This is a genomic window from Blastomonas aquatica (genome assembly GCF_014639875.1).
GTDB lineage: Bacteria > Pseudomonadota > Alphaproteobacteria > Sphingomonadales > Sphingomonadaceae > Blastomonas > Blastomonas aquatica.
In genome coordinates this window covers 568058-585780 of sequence record NZ_BMGD01000003.1, presented here as the reverse complement: position 1 = coordinate 585780, position 17723 = coordinate 568058, and the positions used below count along the sequence as shown (strand labels likewise).

Annotated in this window: 14 protein-coding genes; 6 read left to right on the top strand and 8 right to left on the bottom strand. The window is 61.2% G+C overall.

The window, feature by feature from the left end; genetic code table 11:
- Position 1: 1 nt before the first annotated feature.
- Genes IEW00_RS10705 through IEW00_RS10685 form a run of 5 tightly spaced genes read right to left on the bottom strand, consistent with a single transcriptional unit; the run spans position 2 to position 4922 of the window.
- The gene (locus tag IEW00_RS10705; RefSeq protein WP_229736968.1) at positions 2–685 is read right to left on the bottom strand and encodes a PIG-L deacetylase family protein; all 684 of its coding nucleotides are present in this window, start codon (positions 683–685) and stop codon (positions 2–4) included.
- Positions 679–1806 (bottom strand): acyl-CoA dehydrogenase family protein, encoded by a 1128-nt coding sequence (locus tag IEW00_RS10700; protein ID WP_229736967.1) that lies wholly within the window; start codon positions 1804–1806, stop codon positions 679–681. Before IEW00_RS10700 ends, IEW00_RS10705 begins: the two co-directional genes overlap by 7 nt.
- Positions 1803–2840: a glycosyltransferase gene (locus IEW00_RS10695; RefSeq protein WP_188514362.1), complete on the bottom strand. Its 1038-nt coding sequence runs from the start codon at positions 2838–2840 to the stop codon at positions 1803–1805. The genes IEW00_RS10700 and IEW00_RS10695 overlap by 4 nt, the downstream gene beginning before the upstream one ends.
- Positions 2837–3772, bottom strand: a complete 936-nt coding sequence (locus IEW00_RS10690) for a glycosyltransferase family 2 protein (protein WP_188514361.1) — start codon at positions 3770–3772, stop codon at positions 2837–2839. Before IEW00_RS10690 ends, IEW00_RS10695 begins: the two co-directional genes overlap by 4 nt.
- Positions 3765–4922, bottom strand: a complete 1158-nt coding sequence (locus IEW00_RS10685) for a glycosyltransferase (RefSeq protein ID WP_188514360.1) — start codon at positions 4920–4922, stop codon at positions 3765–3767. Before IEW00_RS10685 ends, IEW00_RS10690 begins: the two co-directional genes overlap by 8 nt.
- Before the next feature lie 531 nt (positions 4923–5453).
- Here IEW00_RS10685 and IEW00_RS10680 point away from each other — a divergent pair.
- From IEW00_RS10680 to IEW00_RS10670, 3 genes are all read left to right on the top strand, one after another.
- The gene (locus IEW00_RS10680; protein WP_188514359.1) at positions 5454–6425 is read left to right on the top strand and encodes a glutathione S-transferase family protein; all 972 of its coding nucleotides are present in this window, start codon (positions 5454–5456) and stop codon (positions 6423–6425) included.
- A 337-nt stretch (positions 6426–6762) separates the two neighbouring features.
- A complete protein-coding gene (locus IEW00_RS10675) occupies positions 6763–8076 on the top strand; it encodes a hemolysin family protein (RefSeq protein WP_188514358.1) in 1314 nt (437 codons plus the stop codon).
- Positions 8073–9383, top strand: a complete 1311-nt coding sequence (locus tag IEW00_RS10670) for a hemolysin family protein (protein ID WP_188514357.1) — start codon at positions 8073–8075, stop codon at positions 9381–9383. Before IEW00_RS10675 ends, IEW00_RS10670 begins: the two co-directional genes overlap by 4 nt.
- A 57-nt stretch (positions 9384–9440) precedes the next feature.
- On the opposite strand, the gene rodA is transcribed toward IEW00_RS10670, so the two are convergent.
- Positions 9441–10544, bottom strand: coding sequence for a rod shape-determining protein RodA (rodA, locus tag IEW00_RS10665; protein WP_229736965.1), 1104 nt, complete (start codon positions 10542–10544; stop codon positions 9441–9443).
- 283 nt (positions 10545–10827) lie between these two features.
- On the opposite strand from rodA, the gene IEW00_RS10660 reads away from it, so the two are divergent.
- Positions 10828–11457, top strand: coding sequence for a hypothetical protein (locus IEW00_RS10660; RefSeq protein ID WP_188514355.1), 630 nt, complete (start codon positions 10828–10830; stop codon positions 11455–11457).
- A gap of 24 nt (positions 11458–11481) precedes the next feature.
- Here the strand turns inward: IEW00_RS10660 and IEW00_RS10655 are convergent, their stop codons facing one another.
- Positions 11482–12171 carry a response regulator transcription factor gene (locus IEW00_RS10655; protein WP_188514354.1) on the bottom strand — a complete coding sequence of 230 codons (690 nt, stop codon included), beginning with the start codon at positions 12169–12171 and terminating at the stop codon, positions 11482–11484.
- Positions 12168–13697, bottom strand: coding sequence for a sensor histidine kinase (locus tag IEW00_RS10650; RefSeq protein ID WP_188514353.1), 1530 nt, complete (start codon positions 13695–13697; stop codon positions 12168–12170). The genes IEW00_RS10655 and IEW00_RS10650 overlap by 4 nt, the downstream gene beginning before the upstream one ends.
- A 442-nt stretch (positions 13698–14139) precedes the next feature.
- Between IEW00_RS10650 and IEW00_RS10645 the strand changes: the two genes are divergently transcribed.
- Positions 14140–15630, top strand: coding sequence for an ATPase domain-containing protein (locus IEW00_RS10645; RefSeq protein WP_188514352.1), 1491 nt, complete (start codon positions 14140–14142; stop codon positions 15628–15630).
- A complete protein-coding gene (locus IEW00_RS10640; protein WP_308419326.1) occupies positions 15627–17630 on the top strand; it encodes an ATP-binding protein in 2004 nt (667 codons plus the stop codon). Before IEW00_RS10645 ends, IEW00_RS10640 begins: the two co-directional genes overlap by 4 nt.
- Positions 17631–17723 lie beyond the last annotated feature (93 nt).

The window sequence follows — 17723 nt, the reverse complement described above, 5'->3', positions numbered from 1 at the left end:
GTCACTCTCCGGTGTGATACAGAATATCGATGCCCGCCATCCGCCTGAAAGAACGCGGCAATCGGAACCCGGGGCCCTGCGATGCTCCGGTCTGGCTGCGGTGCGCGGCGAGCGCGTGACGGCGTCGCCCTGGGGGCATGGGCTGAGATCTGTATCGCTGGCCGTCATGGGATGAAGGTCGCTCTGCCCAAACGATGTATTCAGCGACTCTCAGCAATCGCCTGGTGCGATCGCGTACGGCATAGGCCAGCCTGGCTGCAGCGGCGTGGTCGCAATGCGGCTCGTGCAATGCGGTTACCGCGATCGCATCCACCCGACGCGTTTCGCACAACCGCGCCAGCCGCCTGCAGGTCCGCTCGAACAGCGCTTCGCCAGGACACGCCGGCGATGCATCGCGCCAGCCGAGATGCAGCGTCTTGACCGGCCCGCCCGCCAGACGCCGTATCGCCAGTGCCGCCTCTCGCTTGCGAGCGCTCACCAGCCCGCGGCCCGCGCTAGCGGGGTGCGAGCCTGAGCCGTCGGTCAAATAGGCGATGGCTGCCAGCCGATTCTCGCGCGCGGTCTGGTGGATCAGCGCGCCCGCACCCAGCGTCTCGTCATCCGGGTGCGGCGCGATAACCAGCCAGCGCAAATTGCGCCACGGCTGCGCCGAGAGGCTGCGCGCGCTCAATTGCCCGTCTACCACAACCGGTCCCTATGACCCCACGGATCGCGCTCTAGCCAAGCCTGCGCCGCCTGGTCGCGCGCGTAATCAGGTCCTGCCTGGCGCAGATAGAGGCTGAGATCGCGACTGATCTTGTCGATCCGGGTTCCGTCCAGCGCGCTGTAGGTGCCGGTGATCCGCGCTGCCGCCTCCATCACGTCGAGCCCTGCGCGCTCGACGATCCCGCGCGTCATCTGCGCGAATGCCGGGCCATCGGCATCTTGCGACGCGGCGCGCAGCGCGCATTCGCGGACCCACAGATAGGCGGTGCGGGTGGCCGCGACAGCATCGGCAAATCGCGCGCGCTGGACAGAGTCCTCGCGCGCTGCCGGACGCATCGCCGTGCGGATTTCGGTTAGCAATCCTTCAATCCCGCCAAGCTGGACTGCGGTGAAACGCCACGCGCCGGTCGTGAACCACGGGTCGCTGTGGTACACACCCGCCTCGCCCAGGCAGTCTTCGTGCGTCACCGCGATCCCATCGAGCGCATAGCTGCCGCTGCCGGTCGCGCGCATTCCACGGACCCGCCAGTTCGACAGGTCGGCGCGCTCGGGGTCATCGGCGCGCACGATCACCAGCTGGGTCTCGCCACTTGGTCTGCGCGCAGTGATCAGGGCATGGGAGTTTCCGCCCGCGCCGGTGGCGAACGACTTGCCCCCCTTCAGCACAGGGCCGTTTGCTGACTCGGTGATAGCAACTCCTGGAGGTGGCTCGGTCGCCCAAACGCCATGGATGGAACCTGCAGCGAGCGAGCGGTCGAGCGCCTTCAATTGAACGGGCGTGGCGTACCAGCCGAACAGCAGCAACGCGTTGACATGCCCTTCATACAGCCTGCCGACGCTGAGGTCGGCGCGGCCGATGATCCGCAGAACGTCCAGCATTGCCAGGTGGCGCGCTGCCTCGCCTGCGAACCGATGTCCGCCACTTGCAACCGGCGCGAAGGTCCGGTGCAGCCCTGCCCGCACGATCAGCGCGATGCTGTCGGCAGGATAGACCGGCGCGGCATCGTAGCGCGCGCCCAGATGGCCAAGCCTTTCTGCAAGGGCTGCTGCGGCGGCGACACAATCAGGAGATGCCGGGACAGGCAGGCTGGCCATGCTCATGCTGCCATCTCCTGGGTGCCCCGGGCAGAGGCCTGTTCCTCCAGCCAGCGAGCAAGCTTGCTCGCGGCTTGCGGGTCGTACATCGTCCGGCGCACCGCCGGGTCAAGCGCAAGCGCCGATGCGATGATCGCGGGCCAATCCTGCGCATCCGGCCATGACGGGTGAATGATGGCCGCGCCAGCAAGCTGCAACCCGGATGCAGTCGCATGCTGCTCCCCGAACGGGCGCGGCTCCGGGATGCACACGAAAGGGCGGTCGGACGCCATCACCAGCCCGACGACGCCATTGCCTGCTGCTCCGACCACGACCGAGGCGTTGGCGACCTCGTTGCCGACAGACTCGCACCAGCCCGCGAACACCAGATTGGTGGGGCAAGCGGGCGGCGCGGACATGTTCCCGACAACCCGCCATTGGTGCTGCGGGCAGGCGCTGGCGGCCTCTGCGATCGCCTGCGCGGTGAGCGATGTCCCGCCTTCGCCCAGGATCACCAGCACGCCGCCACTCGCGGTGCTCTGTACCGGCGCGGCATCGGTGAGTCCCGGCGCATAAAACGTCTTTGCGCAAACCCACTCGGGTGTAGTCGGATGTTCGATCTCTCGCGCGAACGGCGCGATCAGTGCCTGTGCGCCGCGAAACGCCTCGAGGTGCGCAGGGTCATCGCGCCGACCGCTGAGACGGACATTGAGCACGGGTACCGACGCCAGCCGCGCCAGCATCGCCACCTCGACCGATACATCCACGATCATCAGCGCCGGGCGGGCGTGCTCGATCCACTGGGCGATGCGGGCAACGCGGCTGCGGATGCCGTCGTGGTCGAGCGGGGCGTAGTGCAGCACCTTGGGGCGGTCAGCCGCGTGATCCCGGCCATCGAAACCTTCGTCCAACCGGTCGTCTGGCAGCGCGATGCCCTCTGCGCCAATCCGGCTGCCAAGCATGGTTACCGGCAAGTTCGTGGCATCGCGGATGACCCGTGCGCGGGTCAGGTGACCCGCGCCGTGATGGTGGACATAATAGCCGATCGGCCGCGCGGTCATGCCATCACCTCCAGCGCCATGTCGTGCGGCATAGGTGGCAGCAAGGCCTCGTCGCGGACCATTTGTGCTGGACTGGACGCCCTTGTGCGCATCGTGCGTCGCCACTCCGCGCGGGCCCGCCAATGAACGAAATCAGGCATCATGATTGGAGCGCTATCGGCGCCAGCGTCCACCAGCCGCGCCATATCGTCTGCCATGCCGCCTGCTGCGCGGCCATCGCGCCTGGGTGAGACGTTAACCCACACATCGTGAGGATGCGCGAGCTTGGCGCCGCGGGCCAGCGCTGCCATCACCAGTGCGCGGTCTTCGCCGGAGCCGATCCTGGGCACACCGCCGCATTCGCGATAGGCGCGAAGCGTGATCGCCAGACTTGCGCCAGTGTGATCGCCGTGCCGCGGAGGCAGGTCCCAGGCAACCGGGTCGATCTCATCCTCGATCGCACGCACCTGCTCCCAATAGCGGTCCAGCGCCTCGCGCAGAATGGCGGCCCGGACAGGCAATGGTTCCTTTGGGTCAATCGCAATGCGCCCCCCAATCAGGTCAGCGCCGCGCGCGACCCCCGTTGCGATCGCCGTCAGCCAGTTTGCCGGAGGACGTGCATCGGCGTCGGTGCTGACCAGGATCGCACTGTCGTCGTCTCCGAGCATCTCAGCGCCCCGGTCCATCGCAAGTCCGCGCGCCGATCCTGCATGCGCCTCGTGCGGCGCGAACCGAACGTCGGTGACGTCGATACTGAGCCTGGAAAGATAGTCAGCAAAGCAGCGACCCAGCACATCAAGGCTGTTGTCGGTCGTGTTGTTGACGACGATCGCAACCGGGATCACTCCTGGAAAGTCCTGCGCCGCGATTGCCTTGAGCAGCACGGGCAGCCGGTCGGCCTCATCGCGTGCAGGGACACACACGCACAGCCGTGTCGCACTCGCGTTACCCATGGACCATGGCCCGGATTGTGGTCTGGAGAGTGTGATGCGGATAGGGCTCTGCCCGCGGCGCAATTGCCCCAGCACGCGGTGCGAGAACCTGCGCCTGCATGCGCTCGATCATGTGCGCATACATCCCCTCGTAACCATCGATCATCTTCTCGGCATCGCAGATCGCAAAGGCCCGAGCACGGCAGGCGCGCCGATCGAGCCGCATCGCGGCCAGCGTGGCCAGCGCGAGCGAGCCCGCATCGCCGGGCGTGGCCAGCACGCCCGAGCCTGCATCGATGATCTCAGGAATCGCACCGCGCGCAAAGGCAGCGACAGGCACGCCGCAAGCCAGCGCCTCGGCCACCACCAGCCCATAGGGCTCATCCCACATCGGCGAGCACAGGAAAGCACGCGCTCCGCCGATCAGATTGGCAAGTTCGGCATGCGCAAGATGGCCCTCGTGCCGGGCATCGGCCCCTAGCCGCGGCTGGATCTCGTCGCGGAAATAGGCCTCGTCATGCGCAGGCCCTGCGATCCGCAACGGCAACCCGACCTGCCGTGCGGCATCCATTGCCAGGTGCAAACCTTTTTCGGGTACGATCCGTCCGTACCAGACCAGATAGGGATCTGCATCGGCGTGAAGCCGAAATGCGAAATTGTTGAGATCGATGCCGTTGGGGATCACCGCATCGACACCCCTGATATGCGCCCATTGAAGCTGGATCGACTGCGAAACCCCCACCAGCGAATGGTTGGGGCTATCGCTCAATCGCACACCGCTTTCCAGCCAGCAGAATGGCGGCGTGTGCAGCGTGGTGATCATCGGCATCGGCAGCCCGTCCGCCATCGACACTGGCAGATAATGCAGCGAATTGTTATGGATGACGTCGAAGTTGCGCGTACGAAGCCCGTTCATCAAGGTGAGATAGGCGTGGTGCTCGCGGAAGAACGCGACATCGCCAGCTTCGGCAACTCCGACCCGCGCGATCGCGGTTTCGGAACAGATCGCCTCTAACCCCAGATCAGGGTCGGACTTGGCAGTGGCGAACAAAATCACGTCGTGACCGCGCAGCCGCAGCATCTTGGCGAGCAGGAACGTGTGCATCTCCAGCCCACCGGCAAATGGCTCTGCAATGGGGTGCTTGAGATGAGAAATGATGCCGATACGCAACCCTTTGAGACTCCCATACAAGGTATCCCGGAGGAACCGTCAGTGCCGCACCCGTAGGTGTAATCGTCAATTTTGGTGACGCGTCACCGGACCGCTGCGAAAATGATCGAGGCCGGGATCGGTGATGTGTGCAACCAAGAGCATACCGGTGAAGGAATGTTTGGTTGCGTCATGGGAAAGGTCCGGACCGCGTCATTTCCCGATAGATTGCAGCCATGATGTGGATGCCTTTGACACAGTGTACCCCGCAGCGCGCGCTACAGTGACACCATCACACGAACCGCCCTTGCACCAGCGCATTTGGCTGCCACTATCAAAGTGCACGGCACTCTCTTTGCGGCCGCCCACCCCTCCTGCAAGCACGCGAGATAACCGGGCTTGATCAAGGCCCGAATTGACGCTGAAGCCTGTCGAGCCTGCCGTTCTCGTGCTTGGATTCTCGCTTTGGGTGGGTGATTTCAACATTACCCGGAACGTAAACGCGCGTGCTTCGCTTTTTGGTCATAGCAACACAACAAGGGTGGTCAGATTATGGGTTTCCTCAAGGACGGCGAATGGCACGATGAGTGGGATTATAGCGACGAAGAAAGCGGCGCGTTCGAGCGGGACGACAGCATCTTTCGCAACTGGATAACGCCCGACGGTGCGCCTGGTCCGACCGGCAAGGGAGGCTTTGCAGCAGAGCCGGGCCGCTATCGGCTCTATATCAGCCTGGCCTGTCCGTGGGCGCACCGCGCCAATATCGCACGGCACCTGAAAGGGCTTACCGGCGCGATCGAACTGGTTGTGGTCCACTGGTTGATGAAGGACGGTGGCTGGTCATTCCGTGACGGCGAATGCGTGACCCCCGATCCGCTTTTGGGTGCCGAAAATCTGCACCAGATCTACACCAAGGCCAAGCCCGACTATTCGGGCCATGTCACGGTGCCGCTGTTGTGGGACACCAAGACCGATACGATCGTGAACAACGAAAGCGCTGACATTCTCCGGATGCTGGGGACCGCCTTCGATCAATGCGGAGCAAACGATCTGGATCTGTACCCGCAGCCGTATCGCGAAGAGATCGATGCGCTCAACGACAAGGTGTACGACGCGGTGAACAATGGCGTCTACAAGGCGGGTTTTGCTGCCTCTCAGAGTGCCTATGATGACGCCATCGAACCTCTTTTTGCGATGCTCGATGAATTGGAGCAGCATCTCGAGGCCCAGGAATGGCTGGTCGGCGGTCAACTCACCGAGGCCGATATCCGGCTCTGGACAACCCTGATCCGTTTTGATCCGGTGTATTACGTCCACTTTAAATGCAATGTGCGCCGGATCGCCGATTATCCCAACCTCTCAGCATTCACGCGGCGGCTTTACGACGTGGCCGGTATCGCCGAGACGGTGAACTTCAAGCATATCCGCCATCACTACTTCGCAAGTCATGACTTTATCAATCCAACGGGGATAGTCCCGGCAGGACCCGATCCGTTGATACCGGGGCGGCCAGCACCCGATTAAGCCCCTGCCCGCAAACCCTTGGCTGCAACCTTTGATCCCCGATTTGGACTGTGCGGCGGGAGCCTGCGCGGGTATCACGCTGCTGCCTCGCGTCGGCACAACTCTGTCTGCTTCGATTTCGCCCAAAAACTGCAAAGGCGCACGGCCTTGATTAAGTTAGCGCTTTCTCACAGATCGAGAGGACTAAAGAATGGTGGCCTGGCGAACAACCCGCTAGTGGCGTCTGAATTCAGCATGCGGGCCCGACCCATCGGGGATTGAAGCCAGCGCCTGCTGCGACGATGTGTTGGTTTTCAGGTCAAGGGACCCGTCTTGCTGACGGTTCGGACGGAGATTTATGAGTTTCAGCAGTGTCCTGATGCCGATAGCCGTCATCCTTTTGATGGTCGCGGCTAACGCGCTTTATGTGGCGGCGGAGTTTGCCACGGTCGGCTCGCGCAAGTCGCGGGTTCAGGAAATCTCCGAGGCTGGAAACGGGACGGCGGACCGACTGCTCGTGATCCTGCGCGATCCCAAGCGGCTCGACACCTATGTCGCCGGTTGCCAGATCGGCATCACCCTGAGCAGCCTGATCGCGGGCGCCTATGGTCAGGCACAGCTGACGCCCTTGTTGTCACCGGTGCTGGGACCAATCGGCGGGCCGGCCGCATCGATTATCGTTATTCTGCTTGCGGTCACGGTTTTGCAGGTGGTGCTGGGCGAACTGCTGCCCAAGACCGTGGCGCTGCGCTATCCCGAGCGGTTGGCGATGGCGACGCTGATGCCGATGCGCGCCAGCCTGTTGGTGTTCAAGCCGCTGATCTTCGTTTTTAACGGAACAGCGTTTGCGCTGATGCGCTTGTTCCGGCTGAACACCGACCACAGCCATACCCACATCCATTCGCCCGATGAACTGGAAGGCCTGTATCGCGATAGCGCCGCCGGTGGTCTGATCGACGCCGATGAGCGCAACATGCTGTCGGGAGCGCTCAAGGTCAGCGAGCGCACCGTGCGCGAGGTGATGACACCGCGCACCCGGCTGACCGTGGTCGAGGCGTCCGAAACGGTCGAGGCCGCACTCGGCAGGGTCGTCAGCACACCCTTTTCGCGTTTTCCGGTAACAGGCGAAAATGCCGAAGACATCGTTGGCATCGTTCATGTGCGGACATTGTTCGCAACGTTCGAACGCGACCCGGGGGCGACGGTGGGATCGGTGGCACAATCCCCGTTAATCGTTGCCGAGATGATGGCCGTTCCGCGCCTGTGGCAGACGCTGCGCGACAAGGGCCGGCGGACAGCCATGGTCATTAACGAATATGGCAGCATCGCCGGCATGGTCACGCTCGAAGATGCCCTGGAAGAAGTGTTCGGCGAACTGCAAGACGAATTCGACCAGGAAGAGGAGCTGGTCATCGCGCGCGATGGCGGGCGCAGCGTGCGCGGCGATGTTGGCCTGTCAACGCTTGCCGACCGGTTCGATATCGAGCTGCCAATTGATCGCGCTGACTCGATCGGCGGGCTGGTATGGCACCAACTGGGGCGCCTGCCGGTGGTCGGCGACAAGATGCTGGTCCCGGGCACGCCCTACAGTCTGCGGGTCGAAGAAATGACCGGATATGCCGTCCAGCGTGTCCTTGTCCGGGTAGAGCAGCGAGAGGAGCAGGAGGTATGAGCGAGTATCTGCTTCCGATCCTGGTGATCCTGGTTCTCATCACGATCAACGGCGTATTCGTTGCTGCTGAATTCGCGCTTGTCGGAGCCCGGCGCAGCCGATTGCAGACCCTCGCGGCGGGCGGCAACTCTGCCGCGCGTTGGCTGGTCCAATTGTTCGACCGCGAGGGGGGCAAGGACTCCTACATCGCGATTGCCCAGCTTGGCATCACGCTCGCCAGTATCGGACTTGGCATGTACGGTGAGCCAGCGGTGGCCGCATGGCTTTACCCCGGGCTCGAAAGTGCCGGATTCAGCTATGATCAGGCGCACGTCGCGGGCTTTGTTATCGCGCTGGGCGGCATAACCTATCTCCACGTCGTGTTTGGTGAGATGATCCCCAAGGCCTTGGCGCTCCAGCTGCCCGAAAAGGTGAGCCTGTCGATCAACCCCCTGATGCAATTGTTCGGTTTTGTCTTCCGTCCGATGGTGTTCGTGCTGAACCAGACCGCTTTCGGGCTGATGCGCATTCTGGGAATCCCCGATCCTGGCAAGACCTCGTTGCTGTACAGCAGCAAGGAACTCGAGATCGCGACCGATGAGGTTGCCGCGAGCGGCCAACTCGACGAAGCTCAACGTATTCTGATCGAGAACATCTTCGAGATGGAGGACCGGACGGCAGAGGAATTGATGACGTCGCGGTCGCGGATGCACGCGATCGCTCTCGACACCCCTGTCGATGACATCGCCGCACTTCTCGGCACATCCACGCGTCAGCGCTACCCTGTTTACTCGCGGTCGCTCGATGACATCGGCGGGGTGCTGCACGTCAAGGACTTCATCCGCGCCCGGATGTCTGGCACGTTGACGACGTTATCAGGTGTCACCAGGCCGCTCCCCAGGGTCGCCGCCACCACCACGGCAACCGAACTTCTGGCGCTGTTCAAGAAGCAACGCACCCACGCGGCGTTGGTGGTGGATGAATATGGCGGAACCTTGGGGTTTGTGACGATGGATGATCTGGTCGAAGACCTGATCGAAGAGATCGATGAAACCAAGGCCGAATGGATTTTCGAAACCCCCGAAGGCAGCCTTTTGCTCGACGGCGAAGTGACCTTGGCCGAGCTTTCGGAAGACCACGACATCGACCTCGAACAGGAAGATATCGTTACCATCGCGGGGCTAGTCCTCGCTGAGAAAGGCGTTGTTCCCGAAAAGGGCGATCGGCTGGACATTGCAGGATACCGGTTGACGATCGAAGAGATCAGCGGGCTGAAAATCACGCGGGTTCGGCTGGAAAAAGGCGCAACCAAGGCGCTGCCGCGCTAACGCGACCCCCGCCCGGCCCCCGACCCCGACCAAACTCTGCGGAGATAGCCACCCCCGTCAGGGGCGGATGTCGCGGGGGGAGCGCCGATTGGCCCGGTCGATTCCCATCAGCAGGCCTATGGACAGCATCGCGGCCATCATCGCCGAACCTCCATAAGATACCAGCGGCAACGGAATGCCGACGACGGGCGCCAGACCGATCACCATCATCAGGTTGATCGCAATGTAAAGATACAGACTGTTGATCAGGCTTCCCGCGAACAGCTTTTCAAATCGACCGCCCGCTTTGCGCGAAACCTTCATTCCCCAACGCACCAAAAGCCCGAACAGCATGATGACGACGATCCCGCCGATCAGGCCCCACTCTTCGGCAATCGCGGAAAAGATGAAATCGGTATGCGTTTCGGGCAGATACTGCAGATGGCTCTGGCTGCCGCCCAGCCAACCCTTGCCGTCAATCCCACCGGACCCGATTGCGATCAGCGATTGCGAGACATGATACCCCGCGCCAAGCGGGTCATCCTGGGGGTTCAAAAAGATCGTCAGCCTTTGCTGCTGGTGCGGAAGCAGCAGGAACGTGTAGATGACCGGGATTGAAACCGCGATCGCGAGCCCGGCTCCGACGAACCACATCAATGGAAAGCCCGCAAGGAAGCAGCTGATTGCGGCGCTAAGCAGCAGCAACATACCCGTCCCCAGATCGGGTTGAGCCGCGATGAGCAGAAAAGGCACCGCCGTCAGCACGATGGGTGGCCACAACGCCCTGAGTGACCGCATCTCGGTCGGCGGAACCGTCTCAAAGAACCGGGCGAGCACCCCGAGCAGCGCGATCTTTACGAGTTCGGAGGGCTGAATTTGCATGAACCCAAGGTCGAGCCAGCTTCGCGCGCCACCCTTGATCGCGCCCAGCAACAGCACCGCGACAAGCAGCAGCAGGCTTGCTGCCAGAGCCGGATAGACCAAAGGCTTGTAGAAGGTGACCGGGATGTAGGATATTCCGATAGCGACCGCCAGGAACAGGAAAAACCGGACACCATGCGAGGCAGCCCAGGGCGAAAATGAACCATCGGCCACCGAAAACAACGTCAGCCCGCCAACCAATGCGAGTCCCGACGTGATGGTGATCGCCTGCCAGGACTGATCGGCAAGTGGCCGGGGCAATGGTATGGGCAAATGCAAAAAATCCTGAGCAGCACGATGAGCCCGGCGTGTGGCGTGTGCGGGCATCAAGGTCAACACCCTCAACTTACGCAGGGGTGGCAAACCATCATTGGAAGAAAATGAAGCCTTCGCTCTGCAGGTGGCACAAAGCACCCGAGGGCCGCGGCTGATAACGCGAGAGCGCGGATCGTCATACCGTGGAACTACCGTATCTCAAACTACGCGGTGTTAACGCGCTGAGCCCCAAACACCGTCTGCAATCGGTCGGGGAAAGGTCAAAAAAATGCTTCTGAAACAAATTCGCAATTATCTTGTTCATCCGTCGCCCCCCAGCGTTGCGGCGTTTGACCCTTCCGAACGGCGCACCAGCCGCCGCCGGACTGTGTTCCTGCATGCCACGGTCTACCCCGTCGATGTGTTCTGTGATGTGCGGATTTGCGATGCATCGGCAATGGGTGTGAAGGGCGAAGCCAATGTCGAGTTGAGCGTTGGGCAGGTCATGCACATCACGACCGACGAACTCACCTATCACGCCGGAACGGTCAAATGGGTGCTTGGTCGTCAGTTCGGCCTCAATCTTCCCAACGCTCTCCAGATGTTCGATGTTGATCCCGAATATGTCGATCATGGCATGTATGAGGGTCATCAACCGCGCCCATTGCGTCAGCAGATCAACGCGACTGCTCGCCTGCTTGCGGGCCGCCCCCCTCGCCCCGCAACGATCCGCAATGTCTCATCGACCGGAATGTTGATCGATACAGGTCCCGGCCTGAGGCCCGGCCAGCACATTATCGTCAAAGCCGGTAATGCACCTTGCGTTTATGGGCGGATCCAGTGGGCTGCCGCTGGCAAGATCGGGTTCAAGGCGTACAACGCTATTTCCACCCTGGCCTTCGCATGTCTGGAAGATTGATCGACCCAATCCCTGGGGCGCCAGTCAGACCTTGGACTGCAGGGAATTCAGACCGTCGGGGCCAAGCTTGGCAGCATTGATCAACGTGACCACCTCGGCAACGCTGCGCAGTCCCAGCTTGGCCAAGGCATTGCCCCGGTGCATCTCGACCGTCCGAATGCTCAGACCCAGCCGGTGGGCGACCTCCTTGTTGAGAACTCCCTCCATCAGAATTGCGATGATCTCGCGCTCGCGTTTTGATAAATGCTCGATCAGCCGCCGAGCTTCATCACGGCGGTGGACCGATTGCTCCATCCGATCAAGCTGGGTGAAGGCTTGCTCCAACACGGCGTCTAGCAGATCGGGTCGGTACGGCTTTTCCACAAAGTCGATTGCCCCAAGCTTCATCGCGCGCACCGCGATAGAAACATCGCCGTGCGCGGTCATGATGACCACCGGCCAGGGTATCTGGCGCTCACCAAGGATTTCGAGCATCTGCAGCCCGTCGATTTCGGGCATGCGGATATCCAGCAGGATGGGCGCTGGAGCAAGATCGGCAAGCTGCTCGAGAAAATCCCCGCAAGATGAAAATGGCCAAGCATGAATGTCGCTCGAACCGAGCAGGAAATGGAGGGATTTGCGGATCTGGCTGTCGTCATCGATGATATAGACTCTGCGCGCCGGGCGCTTAGCGCTCGCAACGATAGGATTGCCGGGGGTTGTCGGAGATGTCATCTGTGATGCCTGCCTTTCGTCGGCAGCAGACCTTCCTGCATGGGCATCGAGAAGCAGAATTCGGACCCCCCCGTCCCGCTGTCCTCCAGCCAGATACGACCGTGATGCGCTTCAATGATCGTCCGGCAGATCGACAGGCCCAACCCCATTCCGCCCTCCTTGGAAGATTCCGACCAGGAAAATATCCGTTCGGCGACCTCGACCGGAACACCGGCGCCACTGTCGCAAATGCAGACCACCAGGTTTGCGTCGACGGTTCTGGTGGAAACCGTCACGTTCTTGACCGGGGTGGCCATCACCGCGTCGCAGGCGTTGCGCAGCAGGTTGATGATCACCTGCTGGATCTGCACCCTGTCCGCCGCCAACCGGGTATCAGGCGCAATTTCCGTCGTGATGATGATGCTGGGGGGTACCGTTGCCTGCACCAGCCTGATGCATTCGCTGACTGCATCTCCCAGATCGAAGCTGGTTCGCTCTGGTCCCCTGCGGCGGGTCAGGTCGCGCAGGTTCTGGATGATATCGCCCGCGCGCTGGGTTGCTTCCTGGATCCCCCGCAGCGCAAGGCCGAGGTTCTCGCGATCGATCGGTCCGGCCTCGGCCATCCGTGCGAGGCCAGTGGCGTAGTTTCCGATCGCAGCCAGCGGCTGGTTCAGTTCGTGCGCCAGCGTGGTGGCCATGGTTCCCATCGCATTGACCCGCGAAAGATGGATCATCTGGGCCTGCAGCATCGACAACCGGTCGGCGGTTTCCCGCTGCTCGGTGACATCATAGCCTTCGCAGAATAGCCCGGTGATCTTGCCACTGGCATCACGCACCGGCTGATAGACGAAATCGCAGTAACGCATCTCGATTTCACCGGTCTCGGGGATAACGATTCCCATCGGCATCCCGGTTCCGGTGTAGGGCTTGCCGGTGTGGTACACTTCGTCGAGCACTTTCAGGAACCCCTGATCCACCATTTCAGGCAAGGCTTCCGCCACAGGCTTGCCGATCAGATCGTCCCTCGCAACGAACCGCTTGTAGGATGCATTGGCAAAGCTGAACCGATGCTCCGGCCCGGTCGAGGTCGAGATGAAGCCAGGCGCCTGCGCATATAGCGCGTGCATCGCGTTGCGTTGCTCAAGCAGCCATTCAACTTGCCCGCCCAGCTCCACAATGACGAAAAAGTGGCGGCGGACAATGGCGTTATCATCCTCCACGGGGCTGAAAAATATCGCCGCTGTAAATGCCGTACCATCTGTACGGCGGCATGGCATTTCCCATGCCCCGGACTCTTCCACCAGCATTTGCCGCCGGATTGCCGAGAGGCTGGTGAGATCGGTAACCTCGCCAAGCAAGGTATCGAGCGGCTGATCCAAAATTGCCTCACGGCCCAGCCCGGTCAGCGCCACAAAGGCATCGTTGACGAACACCACCGGATCGCCCGGGGATTTGGCATCGGTGAAGATTATCGGAAGATGGACCGTCTTGGCAGCCCGGGCAAACATCCCGAGTTCTTGAAGTAGCAATTCGGTTCCGCTGCTCATGGCTGATTTGCTTCGGGCATAACTCTAATACATGCGAGCAATCGGCTGGTTGCCTCTTCACTCTTCGAGTTCCCGACATCGTTCCGATGCCATCTTCCATCAGTCAGCTTCATGAAGCTCGAATACAGCCACCAGCGCGGGCTTGTCGAGTGCAGGCCTCCGTCTGAACCATTCCGGACATTTGCGGCCGCGCGTCGAAGATCCTCCCTACAGTCTAGATCGAAACCATGTGCTGGTACGTGCCAGCGTGGATTGTTCCTCGCAGGGAACCAGGCAATGATCGCAAGCGTCTTCAATTTCCGAGGTCCAGCAAGGAAAAATCGATGTGTGAACAGTCGCGGCAAAAACTCAGGACATCAGGCAACAGCGGCAAAAAGGAACACGGCCGGATAACAAGCTTCGGTTGAAGCCGGGAAGTTAGCAAGTCGATAGGTGACGATGCGTGACAGAAACAACTGAGAACCAACAGGCAAAAACCGGGATCGAAGGATTGGACGATGTGCTCGGCGGCGGATTCGAGCGCGGGCGATCTTATCTGCTCGAGGGCAACCCGGGCACCGGTAAAACTACCATTGCGCTGCAGTTTCTGATGACCGGCGCGCTCGGGGGTGAGCGCTGTCTGTACATCTCCCTGTCCGAAACAGAAGACGAACTGCACGCTACCGCGCGCTCACACGGTTGGTCCTTGGACAACCTCGATCTGTTCGAGCTGGTCCCGCCGGAAAATTTGCTCGACGAGCGGCAGCAGCAGAGCCTGCTGTATTCTTCAGACCTTGAACTGGGCGAAACCACCAAACGCATTTTCAACAAGTTCGAGGAAATTCGCCCTTCGCGGGTGGTGCTCGACAGTCTTTCCGAAATCCGCCTGCTGGCGCAAAGCTCTTTGCGCTACCGCCGCCAGATTCTGGCGCTGAAGCACTACTTTGCCGGCCAGGATGCTACGGTGCTGATGCTCGATGACATGACAACCGACAGCAACGACAAGACGGTGCACTCGGTTGCGCATGGCGTCGTGCGCCTTGAAGAGGTCGCCCCGGATTATGGACCGGAACGGCGCAGGATGCGGGTGATCAAATACCGCGGACGCAGGTTCCGGGGAGGTTTCCACGATCTGTCGATCCACACTGGCGGGGTGAAGATATTCCCCCGGCTTGTGTCCGGCGAGCATCACAAAAGGTTCGAACGGACGATGCTTGAAACCGATTCCCTCGCGTTGAACGCGCTGCTTGGCGGGGGCGTCGAGCGCGGATCGAGCGTTCTCCTGCTAGGACCTGCCGGCACCGGAAAATCGCTTCTCGCGCTGACCTTCATCAAGACTGCTGTAGCGCGGGGGGAGCGGGCAGCAATGTTCGTTTTCGATGAAGAAATCGACCTGCTGATCCAGCGGTCCTTGAAACTCGATATCGATCTTGAGGCGATGATTAAGACTGGCAACCTTGTCCTCGAACAGGTCGATGCAGCCGAACTTACGCCAGGCGAATTTTCTTCCCGCGTGCGTCATTGTGTCGAAACCCTGGGTGCGCGCACGATCGTCATCGACAGCCTTAATGGCTACAACGCATCGATGCCCGGCGAGCACGCCCTCATCCTGCATATTCACGAGCTTCTGCAATATCTGAACCGGCAAGGCGCCACGACGTTTCTCACAGTGGCCCAGCATGGGCTGGTCGGGGACATGAAGACGCCGGTCGACGTAACCTACATCGCAGATACGGTCATCTTGCTCCGCTATTTTGAGGCGATGGGCCGGGTGCGCAGAGCAATCTCAGTGGTCAAGAAGCGCATGAGCATGCACGAGGACTCCATTCGCGAGTATAGCATCAACAACCAGGGCATGGCATTCGGCCCGCCACTGACCGATTTCCAAGGCGTCCTGAAGGGCGTTCCGGTGCTGGTCGGTTCAGCTCCACTGCCCGGGGTCAAACCTCAGTGATTCGAGCCACGCTTTCCGAGCGGGCGCTGGTCCTCGCACCGGTCGGACTCGATGCAGCGATCGCAAGCGCCCTATTGTCCGAAGGCGGACTGGAATCGCTCGTCTGCTCGTCGCTGCTCGCCTTGATTGAAGAGCTGGACCATGGCGCCGCTTTTGCGCTCATCACCGAGGAGGCGCTTCAGTCCGGCGATATTGCGCCGCTGGTGCGCTGGCTGGGTAATCAGCAGGAGTGGTCGGATTTTCCATTCATTCTGCTGACAAACCGTGGTGGTGGGCTGGAGCGTAACCCTGCCGCTGGTCGCCATCTTGAGCTTCTGGGCAACGTCACGTTTCTGGAAAGGCCATTCCACCCGACCACATTGCTCAGCCTTGCGCAATCAGCCCTGCGCGCGCGCCGCAGACAGTATGAAGCCCGCAGCAGGCTAGTCGCTCTGCGCGAGAGCGAGGCACGGTACGCAACCCTTTTCGAAACGATGGACGAAGGGTTTTGCGTCATCCGGTTCATCGATGGCGCACACGGCCCGCTGAGTGACTATGTTCATGTACAAATGAATGCAGCTTATGAGCGGCACACCGGGATCGACAATGCCATCGGCCGCAGGGTCCGCGAATTGGTCCCCGATGAGGCCGACGGCTGGATAGAACTCTACCGCGATGTATTGCAAACAGGAAAGCCGATCCGTTTCGAGCGTGAGTTGCTGGCCACCCGCCGTCACCTCGAACTATCGGCATTCCGTATCGAACCTGCCGCACGGAACGAAGTCGCGGTTTTGTTCCAGGACGTGACGGCTCGTACCCGGGCGCAGACCGCGCTGCGCGAATTGAACGAAACACTCGAGCGGCGGGTCGAAGATGCGGTCGCCGAGCGGCAGATCGCGGATGAAAAGCTGCATCAGGCGCAAAAGCTCGAGACAATTGGCCAGCTTACAGGCGGCGTAGCCCACGATTTCAACAATCTACTGACACCGATTACAGGCGCGCTGGACCTGCTCTGGCATCGTTATGGCGATCAGGATCCGCGCATGAAGCGATTGATCAATGGCGCGCTCGAGTCTGCTGAACGCGCGCGCGTGCTGGTAAGCCGCCTTCTCGGGTTTGCCCGCCGGCAAGCCCTCGAAACCAAGCCCATCGATCTCACTGCCCTCCTGCTGGGTATGCAGGACCTGATTCGCAGTTCCATCGGTCCGGCGATCCGGCTCGAGATCGATTGTCCACTCGATACGCCTGCGGTGCTGGCGGATGCTAGTCAACTGGAACTCGCCATCTTGAACCTGTGCGTCAATGCACGCGATGCCATGCCCGACGGGGGCAGGTTGGAGATTGTGACGAACACGGCTTCGCTTACCGATCTGCCAACCAGGGATATTCCGTCTGGCGACTATGTGTGCATCTCGCTCCGCGACACCGGCGCGGGCATGGACGCGGAAACGCTGTCACGCGCGATCGAGCCATTCTATACCACCAAAGGAACCGGCAAGGGCACGGGCCTTGGGCTTTCCATGGTGCACGGATTGGCAGCACAGCTTGGCGGCTCGCTATCGCTGAGCAGCAAACTGGGCGCTGGGACCCAGGCGGACCTTATTCTTCCGGTTGCCCGTGAAACGGCGACCTTCTCTGAACCCCTAATTCGATCCCAGCATAACCTGCCCGAAATGCGAGCGTTGAACATCTTGTTGATCGACGACGAGGACGTGGTCCGCTTTGGAACCGCCGAGATGCTGCGGGAGATAGGTCATCATGTTCGTGATGTCGCGACCGCGACCCAGGCGCTGAGCGAACTCGAGGCCGGTCTGCAGGTCGATATGATGATCACCGATTACATGATGCCGGGGATGAATGGCGCAAGCCTTGCCGAACGCGCATCACAGTTGAAACCTGAACTGCCGGTGCTGATCGTTACCGGCTATGCAGGAGGTGAGCTTGAACTGGGCTTGCCTCAGCTCAACAAGCCGTTTCGCCACGCCGATCTGGCACAGGCGATATTCAAGGCGCTCGCCTGATTCACCCTTTGAACGGCGCAAACCGCGCCTTGCTCCCTCCATTTCAACAGCTGAGACCACTGGCAAACGCCCACCACTCGCCAGGGGTCGGTG